The sequence below is a fragment of the Streptomyces sp. NPDC018026 genome (assembly GCF_044327745.1).
GTDB lineage: Bacteria > Actinomycetota > Actinomycetes > Streptomycetales > Streptomycetaceae > Streptomyces > Streptomyces rubrogriseus.
In genome coordinates, this window is record NZ_JBIRFY010000018.1 from 89,585 (window position 1) to 111,527 (window position 21,943).

At 71.7% G+C, this 21,943-nt stretch carries 25 protein-coding genes and 1 tRNA gene; 11 read left to right on the plus strand and 15 right to left on the minus strand.

All coding sequences use genetic code 11. The features are described 5' to 3' along the window. Window positions 1-873 (minus strand): MOSC domain-containing protein, encoded by an 873-nt coding sequence (locus ACH4D3_RS36570; protein ID WP_398331648.1) that lies wholly within the window; start codon window positions 871-873, stop codon window positions 1-3. Between the two features lie 161 nt (window positions 874-1,034). Between ACH4D3_RS36570 and ACH4D3_RS36575 the strand changes: the two genes are divergently transcribed. After that, window positions 1,035-1,226, plus strand: a complete 192-nt coding sequence (locus tag ACH4D3_RS36575) for a DUF6381 family protein (RefSeq protein ID WP_164278581.1) — start codon at window positions 1,035-1,037, stop codon at window positions 1,224-1,226. A gap of 228 nt (window positions 1,227-1,454) precedes the next feature. Continuing rightward, window positions 1,455-2,213, plus strand: a complete 759-nt coding sequence (locus tag ACH4D3_RS36580; protein WP_398331651.1) for a dienelactone hydrolase family protein — start codon at window positions 1,455-1,457, stop codon at window positions 2,211-2,213. A 189-nt stretch (window positions 2,214-2,402) separates the two neighbouring features. On the opposite strand, the gene ACH4D3_RS36585 is transcribed toward ACH4D3_RS36580, so the two are convergent. The 8 genes from ACH4D3_RS36585 to phoU form a co-directional block, all read right to left on the minus strand. Further along, window positions 2,403-2,822 carry a VOC family protein gene (locus ACH4D3_RS36585; RefSeq protein ID WP_398331654.1) on the minus strand — a complete coding sequence of 140 codons (420 nt, stop codon included), beginning with the start codon at window positions 2,820-2,822 and terminating at the stop codon, window positions 2,403-2,405. A 65-nt stretch (window positions 2,823-2,887) separates the two neighbouring features. Further along, window positions 2,888-3,286, minus strand: a complete 399-nt coding sequence (locus tag ACH4D3_RS36590; RefSeq protein WP_398331657.1) for a signal peptidase I — start codon at window positions 3,284-3,286, stop codon at window positions 2,888-2,890. Between the two features lie 92 nt (window positions 3,287-3,378). Continuing rightward, complete coding sequence (locus tag ACH4D3_RS36595; protein ID WP_398331660.1) at window positions 3,379-4,248, minus strand: GyrI-like domain-containing protein; 870 nt, start codon at window positions 4,246-4,248, stop codon at window positions 3,379-3,381. A 71-nt stretch (window positions 4,249-4,319) separates the two neighbouring features. Beyond that, window positions 4,320-5,585, minus strand: coding sequence for a lanthionine synthetase LanC family protein (locus ACH4D3_RS36600; RefSeq protein ID WP_398331663.1), 1,266 nt, complete (start codon window positions 5,583-5,585; stop codon window positions 4,320-4,322). A 70-nt stretch (window positions 5,586-5,655) separates the two neighbouring features. Further along, on the minus strand, window positions 5,656-6,051 hold the full coding sequence (locus tag ACH4D3_RS36605; protein ID WP_398331666.1) for an SCO4225 family membrane protein: 396 nt from the start codon (window positions 6,049-6,051) through the stop codon (window positions 5,656-5,658). 135 nt (window positions 6,052-6,186) lie between these two features. After that, entirely contained in the window at window positions 6,187-6,435 is a 249-nt protein-coding gene (locus tag ACH4D3_RS36610; protein ID WP_030868395.1) for an SCO4226 family nickel-binding protein, read from the minus strand. 88 nt (window positions 6,436-6,523) lie between these two features. Next, window positions 6,524-6,679, minus strand: a complete 156-nt coding sequence (locus ACH4D3_RS36615; protein WP_164883312.1) for a hypothetical protein — start codon at window positions 6,677-6,679, stop codon at window positions 6,524-6,526. 139 nt (window positions 6,680-6,818) lie between these two features. Beyond that, window positions 6,819-7,508 carry a phosphate signaling complex protein PhoU gene (gene phoU / locus ACH4D3_RS36620; protein ID WP_031047766.1) on the minus strand — a complete coding sequence of 230 codons (690 nt, stop codon included), beginning with the start codon at window positions 7,506-7,508 and terminating at the stop codon, window positions 6,819-6,821. Between the two features lie 214 nt (window positions 7,509-7,722). Between phoU and ACH4D3_RS36625 the strand changes: the two genes are divergently transcribed. After that, on the plus strand, window positions 7,723-9,003 hold the full coding sequence (locus ACH4D3_RS36625) for a sensor histidine kinase (protein ID WP_398331670.1): 1,281 nt from the start codon (window positions 7,723-7,725) through the stop codon (window positions 9,001-9,003). Further along, on the plus strand, window positions 9,000-9,680 hold the full coding sequence (locus ACH4D3_RS36630; protein WP_003974745.1) for a response regulator transcription factor: 681 nt from the start codon (window positions 9,000-9,002) through the stop codon (window positions 9,678-9,680). Before ACH4D3_RS36625 ends, ACH4D3_RS36630 begins: the two co-directional genes overlap by 4 nt. Before the next feature lie 83 nt (window positions 9,681-9,763). On the opposite strand, the gene ACH4D3_RS36635 is transcribed toward ACH4D3_RS36630, so the two are convergent. Then, window positions 9,764-10,495 (minus strand): DUF461 domain-containing protein, encoded by a 732-nt coding sequence (locus ACH4D3_RS36635; protein ID WP_398331673.1) that lies wholly within the window; start codon window positions 10,493-10,495, stop codon window positions 9,764-9,766. A gap of 713 nt (window positions 10,496-11,208) precedes the next feature. Here ACH4D3_RS36635 and ACH4D3_RS36640 point away from each other — a divergent pair. The 6 genes from ACH4D3_RS36640 to ACH4D3_RS36665 all read left to right on the plus strand — a co-directional run bounded on the left by ACH4D3_RS36640 (window position 11,209) and on the right by ACH4D3_RS36665 (window position 17,852). After that, window positions 11,209-11,691, plus strand: a complete 483-nt coding sequence (locus ACH4D3_RS36640; protein ID WP_003953493.1) for a CarD family transcriptional regulator — start codon at window positions 11,209-11,211, stop codon at window positions 11,689-11,691. Window positions 11,692-12,006: 315 nt separating this feature from the next. Then, entirely contained in the window at window positions 12,007-12,819 is an 813-nt protein-coding gene (ispD, locus tag ACH4D3_RS36645; protein ID WP_398331676.1) for a 2-C-methyl-D-erythritol 4-phosphate cytidylyltransferase, read from the plus strand. After that, entirely contained in the window at window positions 12,809-13,321 is a 513-nt protein-coding gene (gene ispF / locus ACH4D3_RS36650; protein ID WP_398331678.1) for a 2-C-methyl-D-erythritol 2,4-cyclodiphosphate synthase, read from the plus strand. Before ispD ends, ispF begins: the two co-directional genes overlap by 11 nt. 185 nt (window positions 13,322-13,506) lie before the next feature. Further along, entirely contained in the window at window positions 13,507-14,907 is a 1,401-nt protein-coding gene (gene cysS / locus ACH4D3_RS36655; RefSeq protein WP_398331681.1) for a cysteine--tRNA ligase, read from the plus strand. Window positions 14,908-15,053: 146 nt separating this feature from the next. Next, on the plus strand, window positions 15,054-15,998 hold the full coding sequence (gene rlmB, locus ACH4D3_RS36660; protein ID WP_398331684.1) for a 23S rRNA (guanosine(2251)-2'-O)-methyltransferase RlmB: 945 nt from the start codon (window positions 15,054-15,056) through the stop codon (window positions 15,996-15,998). Between the two features lie 117 nt (window positions 15,999-16,115). Continuing rightward, window positions 16,116-17,852 (plus strand): DoxX family membrane protein, encoded by a 1,737-nt coding sequence (locus ACH4D3_RS36665; RefSeq protein ID WP_398331687.1) that lies wholly within the window; start codon window positions 16,116-16,118, stop codon window positions 17,850-17,852. Between the two features lie 63 nt (window positions 17,853-17,915). Here the strand turns inward: ACH4D3_RS36665 and ACH4D3_RS36670 are convergent, their stop codons facing one another. The 5 genes from ACH4D3_RS36670 to msiK all read right to left on the minus strand — a co-directional run bounded on the left by ACH4D3_RS36670 (window position 17,916) and on the right by msiK (window position 21,650). Continuing rightward, on the minus strand, window positions 17,916-18,128 hold the full coding sequence (locus ACH4D3_RS36670) for a DUF397 domain-containing protein (RefSeq protein WP_398331690.1): 213 nt from the start codon (window positions 18,126-18,128) through the stop codon (window positions 17,916-17,918). Next, complete coding sequence (locus ACH4D3_RS36675; RefSeq protein ID WP_398331693.1) at window positions 18,125-18,973, minus strand: helix-turn-helix domain-containing protein; 849 nt, start codon at window positions 18,971-18,973, stop codon at window positions 18,125-18,127. The genes ACH4D3_RS36670 and ACH4D3_RS36675 overlap by 4 nt, the downstream gene beginning before the upstream one ends. An 82-nt stretch (window positions 18,974-19,055) precedes the next feature. Then, window positions 19,056-19,793, minus strand: a complete 738-nt coding sequence (locus ACH4D3_RS36680) for an NDP-sugar synthase (protein ID WP_398331696.1) — start codon at window positions 19,791-19,793, stop codon at window positions 19,056-19,058. Between the two features lie 42 nt (window positions 19,794-19,835). After that, window positions 19,836-20,291, minus strand: coding sequence for a hypothetical protein (locus ACH4D3_RS36685; RefSeq protein WP_398331731.1), 456 nt, complete (start codon window positions 20,289-20,291; stop codon window positions 19,836-19,838). A gap of 222 nt (window positions 20,292-20,513) precedes the next feature. Further along, the gene (msiK, locus tag ACH4D3_RS36690; protein WP_398331699.1) at window positions 20,514-21,650 is read right to left on the minus strand and encodes a diacetylchitobiose ABC transporter ATP-binding protein MsiK; all 1,137 of its coding nucleotides are present in this window, start codon (window positions 21,648-21,650) and stop codon (window positions 20,514-20,516) included. 219 nt (window positions 21,651-21,869) lie between these two features. Here msiK and ACH4D3_RS36695 point away from each other — a divergent pair. Next, window positions 21,870-21,943, plus strand: a tRNA-Thr gene (locus ACH4D3_RS36695).

Sequence of the window (21,943 nt, forward strand, 5' to 3'; positions counted from 1 at the left end):
TCAACTCCTCATGCCCGCCCCAGACTCCCACGCCTGTACGACGACCTCGTCGCCGACCGACAGCTTTCCCGGCGTGATCACCGAGAACTTCGCGCCGAACACCACGCCGCCGCCTGCCGCCCGTCGGTAGCTCGCGAGGGTGCGCAGCGGCTCCGGGCCCCGCCTTGCTCCGGCCTCCTGCTCAACGAGGGTGACGGCACAGCGCACCGCGAGCTTGGCGTAGCCCAACTCGGCACCGCCGATGGAGATGCGGCGTGCGCGGTCCTCGGCGTGCGGTAGGGCCGCCCAGTCGCTGTCGACGACGATGTTCGGGCGGAAGCGGTTCATCGGCAGGGCCGGGGCGCCGCGTTCGGCCATCCGCTGGTTGAGCAGGGCGAGGGAGGCGCGGGACAGCAGGTGCACCGCACTGCTGTCGGCGTAGCCGGACGGGCCGGGGGTCAGGCCGTCGGTGATGCGGTCGTGCTCCGGCGGCACGCGGACCAGACGGCTGGGGGTGCCGAGGAACTCCGACAGCCAGGCGGCGGCTTCGCCACCCTGGTCGATGCCCTGGAAAGCGGTGCCGAACAGATCGACTTCGCGGCGCGGCGCGGATGTCGTCACGTCGAGGCACAGGGTGCCGAAGCGGCCCGAGCCGTCGGCACCGTCCGCACCGTCGGCCGCGTCGAGCGTGAGCCGGGTGCCGTCGGCGCTGACGGCGGGCCAGATCAGGGCGAGGCGGGGATGCCGACGTTGCGTGCGGAAGACTCCGTCCTCGCTGATGACCATGAAGCTGCGGTCGTGGGCGAGGCCCGCGGGGGTCAGGAGCGCATCGCTCGTCGAGGTGCCCGCACACCCCTTGACGGGATAGCGGATCAGTTCCACGACGTATGCCATGCGGCGCTCCTTCGGTCCGCGACCACCGTAGAACGTACGCCGTCGTTGCCGCGCAGCGTCTTAGGACGACAGCGGCGCGGGTAGCGCTCCGGGTGCGGAGGGTAGCCGTGTGTGATTCGCTGGTGTGCGCAACTGCCGCTCACGATGCGAGGACGGATCACATGAGTGCAGGTGGAGAAGCTCGCGCCCGGCTCCAGCAGATGCGCGACAAGGCCCAGGAGTTGAAGGCCGCCTCGGAACGGACCAGCGACCCCGACGAGCGGAAGAGGCTCCAGGAGAAGGCCCGAAGGCTGCAGAGCCAGAGCGAAGAGGAAAGCATGGAGCGGGGTGGGGACATCTATCCGTCGGAATGAGGAAGCGGGACGGTACCAGCGGTGCCGTCGAGAACTGGGCTATGTTCTGGAGTCATGACTACCGGGACGGCCGCGCGCCACACACGGATTGGTGACCCGGTGCTCTTCTGAGTGCCGTACGGCCCGCTGCGGGCCCGCTGTCCGACCGAGGAACCGGCGCTGCCGCGCGGGCTCCGCCTCCGTCGTGTTGATCACAAGCTCGACACATCAACCACGACAGGAGAATCCATGCCCACCAAGTCGCTGCAGATTCCGACCGCGGACGGACAGGCCGACGCGTTCGCCGCCTTCCCGGGCGACGGGGATCGGCACCCCGGGGTGCTGATGTACGGGGACGGCTTCGGGATCCGGCCCGTGCTGCGGGAGATGGCCCGCGAACTGGCGGGGCACGGGTACTACGTACTCGTGCCCAACTACTTCTACCGGCACGGCCCGGCGCCGGTCGTCGAGCTTCCCGAGTACATCGGAGAAGAGGCCCGGGACGCGGTCTTCGCCCAGCTGATGCCCTTGATCGAGGCGCACACGGCGGAACGGGCCCTGCGTGACGCCGACGCCTATCTCACGTTCCTCACGGCTCAGCCCGAGGTCGGTCCGGGGCCGGTCGCGGTGACCGGCTACTGCATCGGCGGCCTCTTGGCTACGCGCACCGCGGTGGCCCACCCGGGCCGGGTGGCGGCCCTCGCCGCGTTCCACGCTCCCGTGGCGGCCGACGGGCCCGAAAGCCTCGCCAAGCTGGCCGCCGAGGTCCACTTCGGCCACGCCGAGAGCGACTTGACGCCGGAGGGCTTCGGCGAGCTGAACCAGGCACTGGACGCGGCGGGTGTCGGCTACACCTCGGAGATCTACCCCGGTACCGTGCACGGCTTCACCATGTCCGACACCGACGCCTTCGACGCCGCAGCGCTGCGGCTTCACTGGGAACGCCTGCTGCCCCTGCTCGGCCGCACCCTGGATCGCGGTGGGGAAGTCGGTCACCCGCGTCGTTGATGGGTGCGCGGTCGGCGCTGGCAGGTCTCGCTCTTGGCCATCGACCAGGCCCGGCCGTCGGTTGGGTCCCGGGCTGTTCCCGGGCCGCCCCCAGACAGAACCGGGGATGCAGCCGCATTGCAGAGCTGGGCACCTCGGATGCCGACCACGCGTCCGCGACCCTAGCCGTAGCCACTGACAACGGCTCGCTCATGAGCAGTCGGCGGGGAGCCTCCGATCAGACGGTGCCAGGCTGCGCACGACGTCGAACTCGTTGCCCTCGGGGTCCGCCATGACCACCCAGCTCCGGCCGGGTCCTTGGCCCACGTCCACCTTGGTGGCGCCGAGGGCGAGGAGCCTGGCCGCCTCGTCTTCGGTGCTGCCGTCGATCGGGCTGACGTCCAGGTGGAGCCGGTTCTTCACGGTCTTGCCCTCCGGCACCCGGATGAAGACGATCGTGGGCGGCATCTGGTGGGCGCGGACCTCCTCGACCGTCGGCTCCCAGGAGCCGATCTCGACCTTGCCCTCGCCCCTGTCGATCACCTTGAAGTCCAGGACCGCGCACCAGAAGGCCGCGAGCCGCTCCGGATCGCGGCAGTCGAGCACCAACTCCGTGAACCTACTGGTCATTTCTCCCCCAGGCAGTGCGGACGGGCGCTCAGAGTATGGGGTCTCCGCCGCCGCCGAGCGGACTTTCAGTTCCCGGCGTCCTGCGCACCGGAGCCGTCCCGCTCGGCGACCGCGTACCCGGGCACGGACGGCCACCGCACCGTCAGGACCACGGACTCCTCCTCCGCGTACCAGGAGTGGTCGACGCCCCTGCCCCACACGACGTAGTCGCCCTGTTCGGCCAGTACGACGCTGCGGCCGGGGAAGTCCACCCGGAAGCGTCCGCTGACGAGGACCTGTAGCGCGGTGCGGTCTTCGCCGGTGACCCAATGGGCGCGCTCGTCCCCCTTCGGATGGACGCCCCACTTGATCTCGACGTCCTCGCTGTGCCGAGGGCCGGAGGGGTCCTTGAAGTGCCCCAGCAGCCATCCCCGGTCCAGTGCCGCGTCCTCGCCCGCGTTGCCCACGTACACGCTGTCCGTCATGGCTCCGGAAGCTAGCACTCCGCTGCGCGGGGCCCGGCCAGGGCTCAGGGTGAACTGGCGGACGAGCTGCGGGCGGTCTGAGCGGCTCGTCCTCAGGCCGGTTCCACCGGGAGCCACAGTTCCGTTGTCGCCGTCGTGAAGTCGTCCGCGCGGTCCAGGACGGAGACGATCGACGGGCCGGGGCGCAGGCGCCACGGGTTGGAGGGGAACCACTCGGCCGCGGTGGCCGCCCAGGTGGTCTGGAGGGCGTCCGGGTAGGCGCCCGAGCTGCGGAAGACCGCCCACGTGCCCGCCGGGACCTCGATGGCGTCGAGGTCGTCGGGGGCCGGGGTGCCGGTGGTGACGGCCACGCCGTGGAGGTAGGTCAGTTCGGTGCCCTCCGGGCTGTCCTGGGCCACGTCGTCGGTGACCTGGAGCAGGCCGGCCGGGTCCGTGTCGCCGAGGGACTTCAGGCGGGCGTGGGCCTCCTGGGGGAGTGCGGCGATGTGCCGCTGGATGTGCGGGTTGACGCCCTCGTGGATGAGGGGGACGCGGGTCGCGTGGCCGATCAGGCGGAACGCGGGGCGGTCGGTGAAGCGGGTGTCCATGGGGGTGCTCCCTTCGACGGTCAGGCGGAACCTGAGCTGCGGCTGTGTCCGAAGGGGGCCGCCGTCGCGGCGTACGTCGCGCGGGGCGGCGCCGTGGACCGACCGGAACGCGCGTCCGAACGCCTCCGTCGAGCCGTAGCCGTACCGGACGGCGATGGTCAGCAGGTCGTCCTCGCCCCGTACGACGTCGGCGGCGGCCACCGTCATGCGGCGCCGGCGGACGTACTCCGACAGCGGCATGCCCGCCAGCGACGAGAACATCCGGCGCAGGTGGTACTCGGTCGTGCCGAGCCCCGCGGCCAGCGCGGGGACGTCGGGCTCCTCGCCGAGGCGGTCCTCGACCAGGTCGACCAGGCGGTTCAGTGCCGAGATCATGCGGCCTCCCTTCGGCATCCACCGTGGCAGGGGGTGTCCCCGCAGCGCCCGATCGCTCCGGTTCGGTCCGGTCAGGCGGGCAGCGACACCGGCGGCTGGTCCGGCCAGGTGAAGGCGTACCCGGGGTCGCCGCCGCGGGCCAGGCGTACGTAGCGGAGCAGTTCGCGGACGATTCCCGCGTTGCCCATCGCCCAGCCGAGCTGCGGTTCGAGTTCGGACGGCGTGGAGCGGAAGTCGACGTTGGACCAGTGGGCGCCCTTGCGGTCCCGGGTGGCGCGGGCGGTCAGGTCCGTGACCAGGACGTCGGCGAAGTCGAAGGCGTCCCGCTGCTCGGCGATCCGGTCGCAGGCCAGGGCCAGGACACCCGCGGTGCCGCAGCAGCGGCCGTTGTTGTCCCAGAAGCCGGGGCGCAGCCGCCGGGGGAGCCCGGAGTGGGTCACCGTGTGCCAGCAGCGGTCGGCCAGCGCGGTCCAGGCGGGGTCGGCCGTGACGTCGCGCAGGGTGCGGAAGAGCTGGGCGTCGCCGGAGGGGCCGTGGCACCAGCCGTAGCTGACCGGGTCGATCAGGTCCGGGAGGAACTGCGGGGTGGAGTGCGGGGCCAGGAAGCCGTCGGGGCCGGCGGAGTCGCGGGACACGACGTCGGCCGCCGCGGCCAGCGCCAGGTCGAGCAGATCCCGGCGGCCGGTGGCGCCGCCGACGCGGGCGAGGGCCAGGGCGATACCGAGGGTGCCGTGCGAGACGTGGTGCAGGCGGGAGACGACGCCGGTGCGGTGCGGCCAGTGGACGCCGTGCGCGGTCTGCTCCGCCGTACGCAGGTACGGCTCCACGGCGAGGACGGCCAGCTCGGCGTCGCCGGCCAGGAGGGCGCCCAGGCCGATGCCCGCGTTGCCGCCCATCAGCTCGAAGAGTTCGCCCCAGCGGGTGCCGTCGAAGCGGGAGCGGACCAGGCGCAGGGCGCGGTCGGCGGCCTCGCCCGACGCCGGGTCGCCCAGTTCGGCGTGGACGGTCCGCAGGACCAGGGCGAGTCCCGTGCGGCCGAAGTACAGGGAGTCGTCCTCCAGGTCGTCGACCCGGGCGGCCAGGTCCCGGGCCGCGCGCAGGGCGGTGTCGGCGTACGCGTCGTCGCCGAAGTGCCGCCACGCCTCCAGGAGCACGGGGACGTTTCCGGCCGTGCCGTTGTAGAGCATCGGCTCGACGGCGTCGTCCGAGGGCCTCACCGGCCAGGCGAGGCCGCCGCCGGGGGTCTCCCGCGCCGCCCCCGTCAGCCGGCGCAGCCCGTCCACCGCGATGTCCTCGACCTCGTCGACCGCCACGCCCGTGGCTCCTGGTGCCGTCATGGGGCCACTCTCGCATCCGCGTCCGGCCCGGAAGCAGACGGAGGCCGCGGCGGCGGGGGAGGGGGCGGGGTCAGTGCGCCGCCGTCAGGTGGCCGCGGTTGCCCCGGCGCCCCCGCAGGGCCCGCCACACCGACCCCAGGGCCAGCGACTGGACGAGCGCCGAGAGCACGATGCCGCCGACGAAGAACCACGTCGGGGCGTCGCCGCCCCAGCCCGCCTCGCCGAGCCAGGCCACGAAGCCGAAGGCCGGGAAGGTGAACAGGGCCGGCCAGACCCACACGAGGGACGCGTCGGGGCCGGTCCCGAAGAGGGGCTGCGCCGCGGCGACCGCCATCGCGCCGCCGACCACGGTGAGGTACACCGCCGAGACGCGGTTGGCCAGGGTCAGGCGGACGAGGCTGCGTATCCGGGCGGTCCCGTCGGTCGCGTCGGGGCGGGCGTTGTTCGGCTGGGTGCTGCTGTTCATGGGATCCGGGCTCCCCGGGGTGGTGGTCGTGGTCGTGCTCCTGAACCAGGGTCGACCGGGAGCCCGCCCCGGGCCTGAGTACCCGTACTCAAGTCCGGGGCGACGCGGTACCCGCCTGCGGGAGGCCTGTCCGGCCTAGACCGACAGGGGGACTTCGTGGATCTCGTCCGCCTTGTGCCCCGCGCGTTCGTGCACGCGCTGGACCGCCTCGGCCGACGGCCCCTCGGAGAGGCAGTAGATCGTGCCGGAGGCCGGGTCCGCCCACGCCTGTTCGAAGTGGACGTTCTCGTCCTTCTCCACGGCGAGATCGGCCTGGTGGGCCTGGTGCAACTGGTCCGAGGTGATGCCGTGCATCCCGCGGTGTACGTCCATGAAGTGAGCCATGGCGCCTCGCACCCCCTTCAGGGTCCTGCTTCCAGGGTGCGCCCGTATGGCGGCCGGGGCGACCCCGGCCGTCACACCACGGTCCGCGTCAGCCGCACTGGCACGGGCTGCCCGACTGGCAGCCGCAGCCGCAGCCCGAGCCGCAGCCGCACGCGGCGATCAGCGGGAGGCTGCGGATCTCGGTCGGCTGCTCGGTGGGGCGCTCCTGTGCGGGGTCGGGCTTCGTGCTGGGGGAATCGGCCATGGTTCCTCCTGGAAGCGGGTGCCTGGGGCCCTGGGTCCGGGCCCCGGGGTCCTGAGTCCATTGCACGCCCCGAGTGGCCGTCGCATCAACGGCGCACTGGGGCGAACGCGCGCCCCCGCTGCGCTCCGCGCGGGTGCGCTCAGGCCCCCTCGACCTGCGTCGCCGGCTGGATGTCCGCCTGGAGGTCGTCCGCGTGCTCGCCCGTGACCAGGTAGACCACCCGCTTGGCGACCGCGACCGCGTGGTCGGCGTAGCGCTCGTAGTAGCGGCCCAGGAGGGTGACGTCCACCGCCGTCTCGATGCCGTGCTTCCAGCGGTCGTCCATCAGGTGCTGGAAGAGCGTGCGGTGCAGGAGGTCCATCGCGTCGTCGTCCTGCTCCAGCTGGAGGGCCAGGTCGACGTCCTTGGTGATGATCACCTCGGCCGCCTTCGCCATCAGGCGCTGCGCGAGCTGGCCCATCTCCAGGATGGTCGCGTGCAGGTCGTGCGGCACCGCCCGCTCCGGGTAGCGCAGCCGGGCCAGCTTGGCCACGTGCTGGGCCAGGTCGCCCGAACGCTCCAGGTCGGCCGACATCCGCAGCGAGGTGACGACGATCCGCAGGTCGGTGGCCACCGGCTGCTGGCGGGCCAGCAGGGTTATCGCCCGGGCCTCCAGCTCGTGCTGGAGGTCGTCGACCTTCTGGTCCGCCTCGATGACGGCCTCGGCCAGCTTCAGGTCGGAGTCGAGGATCGCGGTCGTGGCGCGTCCGATGGCCGAGCCGACCAGCCGGGCCATCTCCACCAGACCGTCACCGATCGAATCAAGTTCCTCGTGGTACGCGTCCCGCATCAGGATTCCCTCTCGTACGTCCGTTTCGGGGGCTCGAGGACGGCCTCGCGCCCCCCGCCGTGCCCCCACGCTTACACGTTCCGGCCTGTACGCGTCCGTTTCCGGCACCCCAAATGAACCGTCCCTGGCTCCAAGGTGAACTCTGGGCGACGAGTGTTCGAGGTCGCACCCGGATGGCTGGGGCCGGACGGTTCGCCGTGCCTAACCTGGAGACATGGACGTGAACGCGGCGGTCGCCGCAGTGGCAGCGATCGCCGGAGTACTCACCGGCGTCATCGCCATGCTGGCGTTCCGCTGGAGCGAACGGGAGCAGAAGCGCCCCACCCGCACCTCGCTCCACACCGACCCCGTGCTGCCGCCCGGTGTCGACACCGTCCTTTCCGTGCTGCGCTCCTCCGCCGTCGTCCTCGACGAGGCCGACGCGGTGGTCAAGGCCAGCTCGGCGGCGTACGCCCTCGGCCTGGTCCGGGGCGGCAGGCTCGCCGTCGAGCCGATGCTGCAGATGGCCAGGGACACCCGGCGGGACGGAGAGATACGGCAGGTCGAGCTGGACCTGCCCCGGCGCGGCAACGGGCGGGGGGAGGCCCTCGCCGTCTCCGCCCGCGTCGCGCCGCTCGGCTCGCGGCTGGTGCTGCTGCTGGTCGAGGACCTCACCGAGGCCCGCCGTATCGAGGCGGTACGGCGCGACTTCGTCGCCAACGTGAGCCATGAGCTGAAGACGCCGGTGGGGGCCCTCTCGCTGCTGTCCGAGGCCGTGATGGACGCGGCGGACGACCCGGAGGCCGTGGAGCGGTTCGCCGGGCGGATGCAGATCGAGGCGACCCGGCTGACGAACCTGGTGCAGGAGCTCATCGACCTGTCCCGGGTGCAGAACGACGACCCCCTCGACGACGCCGAGCCCGTCCGGGTGGACGAGCTGGTCGCCGAGGCCATCGACCGCTGCCGGCACGCGGCCGGCACCAAGCAGATCACCATGGCCGCCGGAGGCACGGCGGATCTGCACGTGCGCGGCAACCGCGGCCAGCTCGCCGCCGCCCTCGGCAACCTCGTCGAGAACGCCGTCAACTACTCGCCGGCCCGCACCCGCGTCGGCATAGCCGCCCGCCGCGTCGCCGCCCCCGGCGGCGACCTGATCGAGATCGCCGTGACCGACCAGGGCATCGGCATCTCGGAGAAGGACAAGGAGCGCGTCTTCGAGCGCTTCTACCGCGTGGACCCGGCCCGCTCGCGGGCCACCGGAGGCACCGGTCTGGGTCTCGCGATCGTCAAGCACGTGGTCGCCTCGCACGGCGGGGAGGTCACGGTGTGGAGCGCCGAAGGCCAGGGCTCCACGTTCACCCTGCGACTGCCGGAGGCGGGCCTGGCCCGCGACCGCGCGCAGCGGCGGTCCGACCGCGCCGGGCTCAGCGACGAGACCGAGCGGTCGTCCTCGTCCCCGCATTCCCCCCATACATCCACGTACGAAACGTTTCCTGCCCCGGAGGTCCTTCCGTGACCCGTGTGCTCGTCGTCGAGGACGAGGAGTCCTTCTCCGACGCCCTGTCGTACATGCTCCGCAAGGAGGGCTTCGAGGTCGCCATCGCGACCACCGGCCCCGACGGACTCGACGAGTTCGAGCGCAACGGCGCCGACCTCGTGCTCCTCGACCTGATGCTGCCCGGCCTGCCGGGCACCGAGGTCTGCCGCCAGCTGCGCGGCCGCTCGAACGTTCCCGTGATCATGGTGACCGCCAAGGACAGCGAGATCGACAAGGTCGTCGGGCTGGAGATAGGGGCCGACGACTACGTCACCAAGCCCTTCTCCTCCCGCGAGCTGGTCGCCCGCATCCGTGCCGTACTGCGGCGGCGCGGCGAGCCGGAGGAGGTCGCCCCGGCCGCCCTGGAGGCCGGGCCCGTCCGGATGGACGTGGACCGGCACGTGGTGACCGTGGGCGGCACCAAGGTCGACCTGCCGCTGAAGGAGTTCGACCTGCTGGAGATGCTGCTGCGCAACGCGGGCCGCGTGCTGACCCGCATGCAGCTGATCGACCGGGTCTGGGGCGCCGACTACGTCGGTGACACCAAGACCCTCGACGTCCACGTCAAGCGGCTGCGCGCCAAGATCGAGCCCGACCCGGGCGCGCCGCGGTACCTGGTGACGGTGCGCGGGCTGGGATACAAGTTCGAGCCGTAGGCCGGCCCACCGGACACGGCGAAGGGCGGGACCTCACGGAGAGGTCCCGCCCTTCGCCGTACGCCGGTGCGTCCGTACGGGGCTCAGTGGCCGGTTTCGGTGCCCGTGCCCGTGTCGGTGCCGGTGCCCGTGCCGGTCTGGTCCGTGTCGCCGGTGGCCCCACCGGTGGACTCGTCCGTTCCGGGGGCCGTCTCGCCGTCCGCCGGGGTGCCCGAGGCCTCGCCGTCCGCCGGCTCGCCCGAGGTCTGTGCGGAGGCGTCCCCGGAGGGCTGCGCGGAGGCGCCCGGGGCCGCCGGGGTCTCGCTCGGGCCCCACCCGGAGTAGTAGCTCTCCGCGGGGACGACGAACGCGCGCAGGCTCACGGCGCCGGTCTCGCTGAAGTTGAAGGTGATCTTCTGCGCGTTGCCGTCCTGGATCGCCTCGCGGCTGCTGGGCAGGACCGCCGCGGCGTTGTCCTTGCCGCCGAGGATCAGGCGCCCGCCGGCCGGGACGGTCAGGTCGCCCGTCTCGCCCTTGGCGGGCTTCAGCTCGGCGGACTTGTCGGTTCCGGCCACGGTGACGGACTCGAGGGTCTGGTCCTTGTCACCGCTGTTGAACAGGGTGGCGGAGACCGCGGCCGGGCCGGTCGACTCCAGGTCGGGCTGGGTGATGACGACCGCGTTCTGGACCTTGATGTCGCCCACGGACGTCGCAGCGTTGTCCGGCTTGATCTCCAGCGTCTGGGCGTTGTGACCGGCGCCGCACGCGGCGAGCGAGGCGATCGAGAACGCGATGGCGGCGGCGGCGAGGGCACCGCGTCGAAGGCTGCTGCTCACGGCGGCGGCAACTCCTTGGACTCGAGCGGGGTGGCGGCAACGGATAAAGCCGCCCTAAGTGGCTGTCAGCGGCCTCAGGCTACCGAGCCGTTGTTGAGCCGCCGCACCCGACCCTCCCCGAAGACATCCGGCTTCGCTCGGCAGGCGGTAGGCGCGGGGGCGGCACGGGACGGGAGGAAGGCGCGAAGGGGAGGCGCGGTACCGGTGCGCCGCGGGCGCCGTTCCCGCACGGTCGGGGCGCCGGTGCGTGTTGTTCCGGTGGGCCGTTTAGCGGCTCGTACTCGTCCGACATTCAGCTATGAAGCCCTCCGCCATACAGGTCGGGATCGGTACGCGAAATTTCCGTGAAGGAATGCGCGGACGGCCAGGAATTTGATCACCCGCGGGACGGCCGGGGGCGCGTCGTGATCAATTCCGGATTCGTCCGGAACCCTGCCGTGGCCTCCGAACGGAGTAGCGGAAGTCGCACACGCGGAACCCGACATATCGGGATCTTCGGGCGGGTGGCGAGGGCTCCGGACGTGTGTGACGTGCGTGTTTCGACCGGCCTGGAGAGCTGCTCCGACCTGCGAATACTTTCTTCCGCTCGCCCGGCGCAGCACGTTCCTGTTGCTGTTGTCAAGCCCCGAGATATGCCCTGACCTGCGAAAACGCCATTCAGAAGACGCCGTTTCCGTGTTACCCTGGATAGCCACGGAAGGGGTACCTGTCACATGACGTTCAAGGTTGGCGACACCGTGGTCTATCCCCATCACGGGGCCGCGCTGATCGAGGCTATCGAAACTCGCCAGATCAAAGGCGTGGACAAGACCTACTTGGTGCTGAAGGTCGCCCAGGGCGACCTGACGGTACGTGTGCCAGCGGACAATGCGGAGTTCGTCGGCGTGCGTGATGTGGTCGGTCAGGACGGGCTGGACCGGGTCTTCGAAGTACTGCGCGCGCCGTACGCCGAAGAGCCCACGAACTGGTCGCGTCGTTACAAGGCAAACCTGGAGAAGCTCGCCTCCGGCGACGTCATCAAGGTCGCGGAAGTCGTGCGCGATCTGTGGCGCCGCGAGCGCGAGCGCGGACTCTCCGCAGGTGAGAAGCGGATGCTCGCCAAGGCCCGCCAGATCCTGGTGAGCGAGCTGGCTCTCGCGGAGAACACCAACGAGGACAAGGCGGAGGCCCTGCTCGACGAGGTGCTCGCCTCCTGATCCGACTGGATCCGAGGCGAGGCGCAGACCGTCACCCATTCGGTTCAGCGCACTGAAATGCCGCGGTGCCCGATGACATCCTTGCTGTCGCCGGGCGCTGCGGCATGTTCGTACCCGGACGCGGTTTCCGGCATCCGGACGTCCGGATGCCGATGATCCTCGTACGCTCATCCCGGGAGGTTTCCCCGGGTCCTGGCGTGCCGGGCCCGGGCTGCTGGCTCGACCAGGGTCACGGAAGGGTCCGGTCAAGGCATCGCGCCCGGCACGGTGAGGCCATACCCAACTAGGTCGAGCACACAAACCTGACAGGAACCGATGTCTGACGAATCGCGTCCCTCACCCGTCGAGACGCCTGCGGAGACGTCCACGGAGACGTCCGCGGAGACGTCCGCCGCGGACCGTCCGCACGCCAGGACCGCCGCCGTGATCCCGGCAGCGGGCCGGGGCGTGCGGCTCGGTCCGGGTGCGCCCAAGGCTCTGCGCGCGCTGGGCGGCACGCCGATGCTCATCCACGCGGTCCGGGCGATGGCCGCCTCCCGCGCTGTCTCCCTCGTCGTGGTCGTCGCCCCGCCCGACGGCGCGGGCGAGGTCAAGAGCCTCCTCGACGCGCACGCGCTGCCCGAGCGGACGGACTTCGTCGTGGTGCCCGGCGGCGAGACCCGGCAGGAGTCGGTACGGCTCGGCCTGGACGTGCTGCCGCACGAGTACGGCATCGTCCTCGTGCACGACGCGGCCCGGCCGCTGGTGCCGGTGGACACGGTGGACGCGGTGATCGACGCCGTACGGCAGGGCGCGCCCGCGGTGGTGCCGGCGGTGCCGCTCGCCGACACCGTCAAGCAGGTCGAGCCCGCGGCGGCGCCGGGCGGGCCGGAGCAGGTGGTGGCCACGCCCGAGCGGGCGCGGCTGCGCGCGGTGCAGACCCCGCAGGGTTTCGAGCGCGCGACGCTGGTGCGGGCCCACGGGACGGTGACCGACGACGTCACCGACGACGCCGGCATGGTCGAGCGGCTGGGGCTCGCCGTGGTGGTGGTGCCGGGGCACGAGGAGGCGTTCAAGGTGACGCGTCCGCTGGACCTGGTGCTCGCGGAGGCGGTACTGGCGCGCAGGAGGCTGAACGATGGGTTCTGAGTCGGGCGAGCAGGGGCAGCGGCTGCTGCTGCCGCAGGTCGGGATCGGTACGGACATCCACGCCTTCGAGGACGGGCGTGAGCTGTGGTGCGCCGGGCTGAAGTGGGAGGGCGAGGGGACCGGGCTGGCCGGGCACTCCGACGCGGACGTCGTCGCGCACGCGGCGTGCAACGCGCTGTTCTCCGCGGCGGGGGCCGGGGACCTGGGCCGGCACTTCGGCACCGGGCGGCCGGAGTGGTCCGGGGCGTCCGGGGTGACGCTGCTGACGGAGGCGGCGCGGATCGTGCGGGCGCGGGGGTTCCGGATCGGGAACGTCGCGGTGCAGGTGGTCGGGGCGCGGCCGAAGATCGGCAAGCGGCGGGACGAGGCGGAGGCGGTGCTCTCCGCGGCGGTGGGGGCGCCGGTGTCCGTGTCGGGGGCGACGACGGACGGGCTGGGGTTCCCCGGGCGGGGGGAAGGGCTGATGGCGGTGGCCACGGCGTTGGTCGTGCGGGTGTCTTAGAGCGCGGGGGTGGGCACCCGGCGCTGCCCTGCCGTGCGGGGCTCCGCCCCGCGCCCCGCCAGGGGCTCCCGCCCCTGGACCCCGGCCTGTGCCCACCCACCACCCGACTCGCTGGGACAAGGAGTCCCCGCAACAACGGCGCATGTGTGCCCCTGGCACTGCTCTGCGCCTACTACCCTGGACACGTGACTATTCGCCTGTACGACACCAGCGCCCGGCAGATCCGTGACTTCGCCCCCCTCACGCCGGGCTGCGTCTCGATCTACCTGTGTGGCGCCACCGTGCAGGCCGCCCCGCACATCGGGCACATCCGGTCGGGGCTGAACTTCGACATCATGCGCCGCTGGTTCGCGTACCGCGGCTACGACGTCACGTTCGTCCGCAACGTCACCGACATCGACGACAAGATCATCAGGAAGGCCGCCGAGCAGCACCGCCCCTGGTGGTCCATCGGCTACGAGAACGAGCGGGCGTTCAACGACGCCTACGCCGCCCTCGGCTGCCTGCCGCCCACCTACGAGCCGCGTGCCACCGGCCACATCACCGAGATGGTCGAGATGATGCGCGGTCTCATCGAGCGCGGGCACGCCTACGAGGCCGACGGCAACGTCTACTTCGACGTGCGGTCCCTGCCGGGCTACCTGTCGCTGTCCAACCAGGACCTCGACGATCTGCGCCAGCCCTCCGAGGACGGCGAGACCGGCAAGCGGGACCTGCGCGACTTCGCCATGTGGAAGGCGGCCAAGCCCGGGGAGCCCAGCTGGGAGACGCCGTGGGGGCGGGGCCGGCCCGGCTGGCACCTGGAGTGCTCCGCGATGGCGCACAAGTACCTGGGCGAGGAGTTCGACGTCCACGGGGGCGGGATCGACCTGATCTTCCCGCACCACGAGAACGAGATCGCCCAGGCCAAGGGCTTCGGCGACGCCTTCGCCCGCTACTGGGTGCACAACGCCTGGGTCACCATGAGCGGCGAGAAGATGTCCAAGTCGCTCGGCAACAGCGTGCTCGTGAGCGAGATGGTGAAGAAGTGGCGCCCGGTCGTGCTGCGGTACTACCTCGGCACCCCGCACTACCGCTCCACCATCGAGTACAGCGAGGAGTCCCTGCGCGAGGCCGAGTCGGCGTACGCGCGGATCGAGGGCTTCGTGCAGCGCGTCACCGAGCTGGCCGGTCATGCCGTGGAGCCCGCCGCCGAGGTGCCGCCCGCCTTCGCCGAGGCGATGGACGACGACCTGGGAGTGCCGCAGGCGCTCGCGATCGTGCACACCACCGTCCGGCAGGGCAACAGCGCGCTGGCCGCCGACGACAAGGACGCCGCCGTCGCCCGGCTCGCCGAGGTGCGGGCCATGCTCGGCGTGCTGGGGCTCGACCCGCTGGACGCGCAGTGGGCCGGGGAGCAGGAGCAGGGCGAGGACCTGCGGCACGTCGTCGACAGCCTCGTACGGCTCGTGCTCGACCAGCGCGAGGGCGCGCGGGCGCGGAAGGACTGGGCCACGGCCGACGCCATCCGCGACCGGCTCGGGCAGTCCGGACTGGTCATCGAGGACAGCCCGCAGGGGCCCCGCTGGGGCCTCGGCCCCCGCTGACCCGGGTCCGGGACCGTAGATCGATTGTGCCGCCCGGCCCTCCGGGCGGCACACTGCACAAGACGCACGTAACAAGACGCACGTACGACGCACACCCCCGTAAGACGCAGAGACGCAGAGAAGCACAGAAGCGGAGACAGGTACTCATGGCCGCGAACAACCGCCGCATGTCCGGCAAGAAGGGCGCGCAGGTCGGCAGCGGCGGCAAGCGACGCCGGGGCCTGGAAGGCAAGGGGCCGACGCCCCCCGCCGAGATGCGCAAGGGGCACGCCAAGCAGCGCGCCGCCAACGCCAAGGCGCGCCGCGCCACCGGCGGCCGCCCGCAGCAGCGGCGCGGCGGTGGCCGCTCGACGTCCGAGCTGGTCGTCGGCCGCAACCCGGTCTACGAGGCGCTGCGCGAGGGCGTGCCCGCCTCCACGCTCTACGTCCAGCAGTTCATCGACAACGACGAGCGGGTGCGCGAGGCCCTCCAGCTCGCCGCCGAGCGCGGCGGCATCAACCTCATGGAGGCACCGCGTCCCGAGCTGGACCGGATGACCAACGGGCTCAACCACCAGGGGCTCGTCCTCCAGGTCCCGCCGTACGAGTACGCGCACCCCGAGGACCTGGTCGCCGCCGCCCACGACGAGGGCGCCGACCCGCTGATCGTCGCCCTCGACGGCGTGACCGACCCGCGCAACCTGGGCGCCGTCGTCCGCTCCGTCTCCGCCTTCGGCGGCCACGGCGTCGTCGTGCCCGAGCGGCGCGCGGCCGGTATGACGGCGGGCGCCTGGAAGACGTCCGCCGGTACGGCCGCCCGTACGCCGGTGGCCCGCGCCACCAACCTCACCAGGGCGCTGGAGCAGTACCAGAAGGCCGGCATCACGGTCGTCGGCCTCGCCGCCGACGGCGAGGCCGAACTCGGCGACCTGGCGGCCCTCGACGGCCCCGTGGTCATCGTCGTCGGCAGCGAGGGCAAGGGGCTCTCGCGGCTCGTCGGCGAGACGTGCGACTTCCGGGTGCGCATCCCGATGCCGGGCGGGGCCGAGTCCCTCAACGCCGGTGTGGCGGCGGGGATCGTGCTGTACGAGGCGGCGCGTCGGCGCTCCTGAACAGGTGTTCGCTGGATAACCCAAACGGGGTGTTCGAGGCTGTCCGGACATGCTTGACGCGGTCCGGACAGATCGGGGCGGTCAAGGCAGTGTCCTAACGACACATCACTCGGTTAGATGAGTGTGGACACCAGAACACCCCGCACACCCACGGGGGACCGCTCGTCGGGATACGACGACGCTCCCGCGCTGAGCATGGTGAAGGTGCCGAGCGATCCGGCCCAGGTCATCGTCAACCACGCGAGCTTCCGCGTGCAGTTCGGTGCCTCCGCGCGGCGGACCCAGTCCCCGCGAATCGCGCGGCACCTGAGCGCCACCCAGGACACCGCCCGCAGGCCCGCCGCCCCGGCCGCGGGCCGTCGCCGCGCCGTCGTGTGGAGCGGGCGCTCCGACCCGGACGACACCGGCGCGCACCGGCTGCTCCAAGCGGTGCGGGCGGGAGCCGGTCACCACGCCGAGGACCCGGCCGCCGACCGCTCCGCCGACGCCGGAGCCACCCAGGTCATCCCGCGGGTCGACCTCGACGGCGGCCCCCTGGACTACGACGACGGCCCCGCCACCCAGACGCTGGAGACCCCCCTCGTCGGCGCCCAGCGCGGCCCCGTGCCCGACGGCACCCGGCTGCTGCCCGCCATGCGCACCGTCGGCAGCGCCTACGACGAGCCGGCCTACGACGACTCCGCCTACGGCACGCAGGAGTTCGGGACCGGCCCCGGCGGCTACGGCTCAGACGGCTACGGCTCCGACGGCTACGGCGAGGACACGGACCCGGGCGAGCCCCGCAGCAGGCGCCGCACCGACGACCCGGCGCGGCACGCCTACTTCCCCGGCCGCCGCATGAACCTCGGCGTAGTCCTGCTTCCGCTGCGCGTCTTCCTCGGCTTCATCTCCATCTACGCCGGCATGGGCAAGCTCTGCGACCCCGTCTACTTCGACGGCGGCGAACGCGGCTCCATGGTCAAGTGGCTCAACACCCTGCACCCCTGGGACGTCGCGGAGCCGCTGCGCCAGTTCGCCCTCGCCCACCCGGTGGGCGCCGGGCTGGTCATCGCCTTCCTCCAGGTGCTGGTCGGCGTCCTGACCGTGCTCGGCTGCTGGCAGCGCGTGGCCGCCGTCATCGGCGCCACCCTGTCCGCCGCGCTGCTGGTCACCGTCAGCTGGAAGAGCGTCCCGGTCTACGACGCGCCCGACATCATCTACCTCGCCGCCTGGTCCCCGCTGATCATCGCCGGGGCACCCGTCTACTCCGTGGACGGCAGGCTCGCGAGCAGTGCCTGGCGCCGGCTCGGCCCCCACTCCGACATCTGGGACCTGCGCCGCTACGTCCTGCGCCGCGGCGCGCTCATCACCTTCCTCGTCGCCGGAGTCACCCTCCTCGTCGGCTCCGTCCTCGGCGGTGCCGTCCGGGACGCCGACCGCGTTGTCGTCCCCGGCCCCGGCGAGTCCCCGCGCAACGAGCTGCCCGGCTCCCCGCTCCCGCAGGAGCCCGGCACGCGGGGTCCGAAGCCCTCCTCCCCGGAGGCCTCCGCCTCCCCCACCCAGGGCGCCACCGGCGGCGCGTCCACCCCGTCGCAGGACTCCGCGACCACCCCGGGAGCGACCCGCGACAGCAGCGGCACCGCCACCGGCGGCGGCACGCCGAGCCAGACCCAGGGCACCACGGGCCAGGCCCCGCCCCGGCAGTCCTCCCCGGCCGGCCAGGCGCCCAGCACCACGGCCGGACCGACCGCGGGCGGCACCTCGACCGGCGGCAGCGGCGGTGGCTCCACCGGCTCCACGGGCAGCGGTGACGGCGGCGGCTCGTCGTCCACCGGAGAGCCCGGCGGACGCCTCGTGGGCGGCCTCCTGGGCTAGCCCGACGCGTTCGCGCCCTGCGCCCCGGTCACAACGGGGGGCAGGGCGCGCGGCGTTGGTCCGTCAGTGCTCCGAGGCGGCGTACGTCACGAAGCTCGCCCACGTGCCCGGCGCGAGGGCAAGCCGGGCGCCCGCGGTGTGCTTGGAGTCGCGCACGTGGATGGCGCGGGGCGCTATCGCGATCTCCACGCAGGAGTCGCCCTCGGGACCATCGCTGTAACTGCTCTTGAACCAGGCCAGTTCGGAGGCATCACCGGCAGCGGTCTCGCGGATCATTCTTCTCCCAGCAGTTGCTCGATGAAGGCCAGGGACTCCCTCGGGCAGAGGGCCTGAGCCCGAATGGTGCTGTACCGCAGCTCAAGGATGCGCAGTTGCTTCAGCTCAGAGGTGGGGCGGCCGTTGAACGCTCCGTCGGAACGTCCTACCGCCGTACCGTCCCCGAACTTCAGCACCTCGATCTTGCCGCTCAGCCCAGGGTGTTCACCCGCGCTCGTCGGCATCACCTGAAGAGTGACGTTGCGTCGCTGCGCCAACTCCAGCAGGTGTTCGATTTGCTGTCGCCACACCATTGTGCCCCCAACCCGTCGGCGCAGCGCCACCTCCTCCTGGACGAAGCTGAGCATGGGTGCCGGGCTGCGCTCGAAGATCGACCTCCGGGTCATCCGCGCCGCCACGAGTTCGTCCAACTCTTCTTCCGAGTAGGCGGACTGGGACACCTCGAACAAGGCACGTGCATGCTCCGGCGTCTGCAGCAGCCCATGGATGCTGAGCCCGACGTACACGCCCAGCTCGACCGCCCTGGACTCCAACTGCGCCAGCGCCCGCACGCTCTTCGGGTACCGGACCTTCTTCACGTCCTCCCAGGCGGCCGAGAGGAGCCCACCGGCGCTCAGCACCTCGTCGGCCCTGTCCAGGTACTCCTGCCGGGGAATCCGCTTGCCGCCCTCGACCTTGTAGACGAGGTCCTCCCCGTACCCCACCGCCGCCCCGAACTCGCCGGCCCGCATCCCGACGGCCTCGCGCCGCAGCCTCAACTGCCGCCCCACCGTGGTGATGACCGCGACGCCCCATTCGTCGTCGGGGTCGACCTCCCACCCCGGCTCATCCACGTCGTCCGCCATGGTGCGCACCCCTTCGTCGGCGAGTTGCCTCACACGCTACGCACACGTGGCCACGTTGAGTGACTGGTCCCGAAAATGCCCCTCAGCGGCCGCTCAGGGCCGCCAGTTCCCTGGCCGCCTCCGTCAGGTCCTTCGCGGTGTCGATCGCGCGCCAGTAGCAGCCCTGGGGGATCGGGAAGCCGGCCAGGCGGTTCTCGCGGGCCAGGCGGGGGAAGGTGGTGCGCTCGTGGTCGCCGCGTTCCGGGAGCATCGCGGCGAACTCCGGCGAGAAGACGTACACGCCCGCGTTGATCTCGAACGTCGACGGCGGCGCCTCTATGAAGTCGGTGATGTGGCCGAAACCGTCCGTCTGCACGGCGCCCCAGGGCAGCCGCGGGCGGGCCAGGGCCAGGGTCGCGACGGCGTCCCGCTCGGCGTGGAAGTCGGCCATGTCGCGCAGCGAGAAACGGGTCCAGATGTCGCCGTTGGTGGCGTACCAGGACCGGTCCGGGTGCGGGAGGTGGGCGGCGGCGTACCGGAGGCCGCCGCCTCGGCCCAGCGGCTCGGGCTCCACGACGGTGGTGACGGAGAGTGGCAGGTCGGCACTCTCCAGCCACTTCTGAAGGACTTCGGCGAGGTGGCCGCAGGAGACCACGACGTCCGTCACGCCTTCCTCGGCGAGCCAGGCGAGCTGGTGGCCGATGATCGGAGTCCCGGTGCCCGGGATCTCGACCATCGGCTTGGGCCGGTCGTCGGTGTAGGGGCGCAGCCGGGAACCCTGCCCGCCGGCCAGGACGACGGCTTGAACGGGGCGGCGGGACGCGGCGTTCGGATCGGTCATGCCCGAACTGTACGCGGCGCCCCGGCCCTCCCCGCAGGGCGCTCAGCCGTGCGCGGCCAGGACGCCCGAGGCGAAGGCGGTGTCGCAGACGGGGCGGGCGTACGACTGGGCGCGGGTCGGGCCGTAGACCTTCACCGCGGCGCGGCCGAGGGCGCGGGCGATGGTCGCGCAGTGGTCGGCGAGCGACGGGCGCTCGTTCACCGCCTGCTGGAGGTGGGTCAGCGCGACGCCCGGGTCCTCCTCCTGCAGCTCGGTCAGCAGCCGGTCGCGCAGCACCTCGTGCGGGGCGCGGGCGGTGCGGGCGGAGGAGGCCTTGGCGGAGGACGCCTCCGACGCGGCGAGCACCGAGTCCGAGGGATCCCCGGACCAGTTGACGCGGGTGACCGCGAGAGTCCCGGAGAGCACCAGGACGACGGGCAGGACGAAGGCGAGAGAGCGGCCGATCCGGCGGGCGGGGCCCCGGCCGCGTCGCGTCTGTCGGGTGGTGGAGTGCTTCACGGAGTGCTTCACGCGAGTGAGGGTAGCGCCCGGTAATGATTTGGCGACGTTTAGTCACCCTATCGGGGGATGAAGAGCGGCCGGGAACGGGATAGGAGATTGACGAACACCGGTCGAAACGTCCGTTGTGTCGGGGTATTTGTCGACAACGAAAAGAGCCCCGCAGCAGGCCGCGGGGCTCTTTTCGTCAACGCGGGTGAAATCACCCGGTCGCGTGGTTTCTCAGTCGGTGAGGCGCTCGCCCGTGGAGGACGAGAACACGTGCGTCTCACCCGGACGCGGCACGACGTGGACGGTCGCGCCCTTCTCCGGCACCGCGCGGCTGCTGACGCGCACCACGAGGTCGGTGGTCTCGCCGCCGACGTCGACCGTTCCGTAGATGTAGCCGTCGGCGCCGGTCTCCTCCACGACGTTCACCGAGACCGCGAGGCCGGCCGGGGCGTCCGCCGAGTCCTTCGACAGGGTCTTGGACGCGCCGCCGTTCAGCTCCACGACGTCGAAGTGCTCCGGGCGGACACCGACGGTGACCGTGCGGTCTCCCTTGTCGGCGGCGGCCTTCAGGGCGTCGCGGTTGACCGGGACGACGCTGTTGCCGAACTTCACGCCGCCGTCGGTGATCGGGACCTCGACCAGGTTCATGGCCGGGGAGCCGATGAAGCCGGCGACGAAGAGGTTCGCGGGCTTGTCGTACATGTTCCGCGGGGTGTCGACCTGCTGGAGCAGACCGTCCTTGAGGACCGCCACGCGGTCGCCCATCGTCATGGCCTCGACCTGGTCGTGGGTGACGTAGACGGTGGTGATGCCCAGGCGGCGCTGGAGCGAGGCGATCTGCGTACGGGTGGAGACGCGGAGCTTGGCGTCCAGGTTGGACAGCGGCTCGTCCATGAGGAACACCTGCGGCTCACGTACGATCGCGCGGCCCATCGCCACACGCTGGCGCTGACCGCCGGAGAGCGCCTTCGGCTTGCGGTCCAGGTACTCGGTGAGGTCGAGGATCTTGGCGGCCTCCTCGACCTTCTGCCGGATCTCCGCCTTGTTGACGCCCGCGATCTTGAGGGCGAAGCCCATGTTGTCGGCGACCGACATGTGCGGGTACAGCGCGTAGTTCTGGAACACCATGGCGATGTCCCGGTCCTTCGGCGGCAGGTGCGTCACGTCGCGGTCACCGATGCGGATGGCGCCGCCGTTGACGTCCTCGAGCCCCGCGAGCATCCGGAGCGAGGTGGACTTGCCACAACCGGACGGGCCGACCAGGACGAGGAACTCGCCGTCCGCGATGTCGATGTCGAGACCGTCGACGGCGGGCTTCGTGGAACCCGGGTACACACGGGTCGCCTTGTCGAACGTAACAGTGGCCATGATGAATGGGCCCCCTTCTACCGGCAGGAACGTGCCGGACGATCCGTTGTAGGAAGGTGGTGGTGTAGTCCACGCGGGTGAAGCTGAGCAGGACGGTACCCGGCGTTCACCTGATCTGTCAGTAGCCGGGGGTCTGTGAATTTCGCCGAAATTTTCGAATCACATCGTTCACCGGCTCTGTGTACAGTGGAGCAGCCTGCGCGCGCCCGACGCGCGCGTGCCTCCTTAGCTCAGCTGGTCAGAGCGCCGCTCTTGTAAAGCGAAGGTCGTCGGTTCGAATCCGACAGGGGGCT

Coding starts and splice junctions, on each gene's coding strand:
- msiK (WP_398331699.1), bottom strand. CDS start 21,650: ATGGCCACTGTTACGTTCGACAAGGCGACCCGTGTGTACCCGGGTTCC.
- ispF (WP_398331678.1), top strand. CDS start 12,809: ATGGGTTCTGAGTCGGGCGAGCAGGGGCAGCGGCTGCTGCTGCCGCAG.
- ACH4D3_RS36640 (WP_003953493.1), top strand. CDS start 11,209: ATGACGTTCAAGGTTGGCGACACCGTGGTCTATCCCCATCACGGGGCC.
- ACH4D3_RS36595 (WP_398331660.1), bottom strand. CDS start 4,248: ATGATCTCGGCACTGAACCGCCTGGTCGACCTGGTCGAGGACCGCCTC.
- ACH4D3_RS36600 (WP_398331663.1), bottom strand. CDS start 5,585: ATGACGGCACCAGGAGCCACGGGCGTGGCGGTCGACGAGGTCGAGGAC.
- ACH4D3_RS36575 (WP_164278581.1), top strand. CDS start 1,035: ATGAGTGCAGGTGGAGAAGCTCGCGCCCGGCTCCAGCAGATGCGCGAC.
- ACH4D3_RS36665 (WP_398331687.1), top strand. CDS start 16,116: ATGAGTGTGGACACCAGAACACCCCGCACACCCACGGGGGACCGCTCG.
- phoU (WP_031047766.1), bottom strand. CDS start 7,508: ATGCGGGACGCGTACCACGAGGAACTTGATTCGATCGGTGACGGTCTG.
- ACH4D3_RS36570 (WP_398331648.1), bottom strand. CDS start 873: ATGGCATACGTCGTGGAACTGATCCGCTATCCCGTCAAGGGGTGTGCG.
- ACH4D3_RS36625 (WP_398331670.1), top strand. CDS start 7,723: ATGGACGTGAACGCGGCGGTCGCCGCAGTGGCAGCGATCGCCGGAGTA.
- ACH4D3_RS36610 (WP_030868395.1), bottom strand. CDS start 6,435: ATGGCTCACTTCATGGACGTACACCGCGGGATGCACGGCATCACCTCG.
- ispD (WP_398331676.1), top strand. CDS start 12,007: ATGTCTGACGAATCGCGTCCCTCACCCGTCGAGACGCCTGCGGAGACG.
- ACH4D3_RS36670 (WP_398331690.1), bottom strand. CDS start 18,128: ATGATCCGCGAGACCGCTGCCGGTGATGCCTCCGAACTGGCCTGGTTC.
- ACH4D3_RS36615 (WP_164883312.1), bottom strand. CDS start 6,679: ATGGCCGATTCCCCCAGCACGAAGCCCGACCCCGCACAGGAGCGCCCC.
- ACH4D3_RS36585 (WP_398331654.1), bottom strand. CDS start 2,822: ATGACCAGTAGGTTCACGGAGTTGGTGCTCGACTGCCGCGATCCGGAG.
- ACH4D3_RS36605 (WP_398331666.1), bottom strand. CDS start 6,051: ATGAACAGCAGCACCCAGCCGAACAACGCCCGCCCCGACGCGACCGAC.
- ACH4D3_RS36680 (WP_398331696.1), bottom strand. CDS start 19,793: ATGACCGATCCGAACGCCGCGTCCCGCCGCCCCGTTCAAGCCGTCGTC.
- rlmB (WP_398331684.1), top strand. CDS start 15,054: ATGGCCGCGAACAACCGCCGCATGTCCGGCAAGAAGGGCGCGCAGGTC.
- ACH4D3_RS36590 (WP_398331657.1), bottom strand. CDS start 3,286: ATGACGGACAGCGTGTACGTGGGCAACGCGGGCGAGGACGCGGCACTG.
- ACH4D3_RS36675 (WP_398331693.1), bottom strand. CDS start 18,973: ATGGCGGACGACGTGGATGAGCCGGGGTGGGAGGTCGACCCCGACGAC.
- ACH4D3_RS36580 (WP_398331651.1), top strand. CDS start 1,455: ATGCCCACCAAGTCGCTGCAGATTCCGACCGCGGACGGACAGGCCGAC.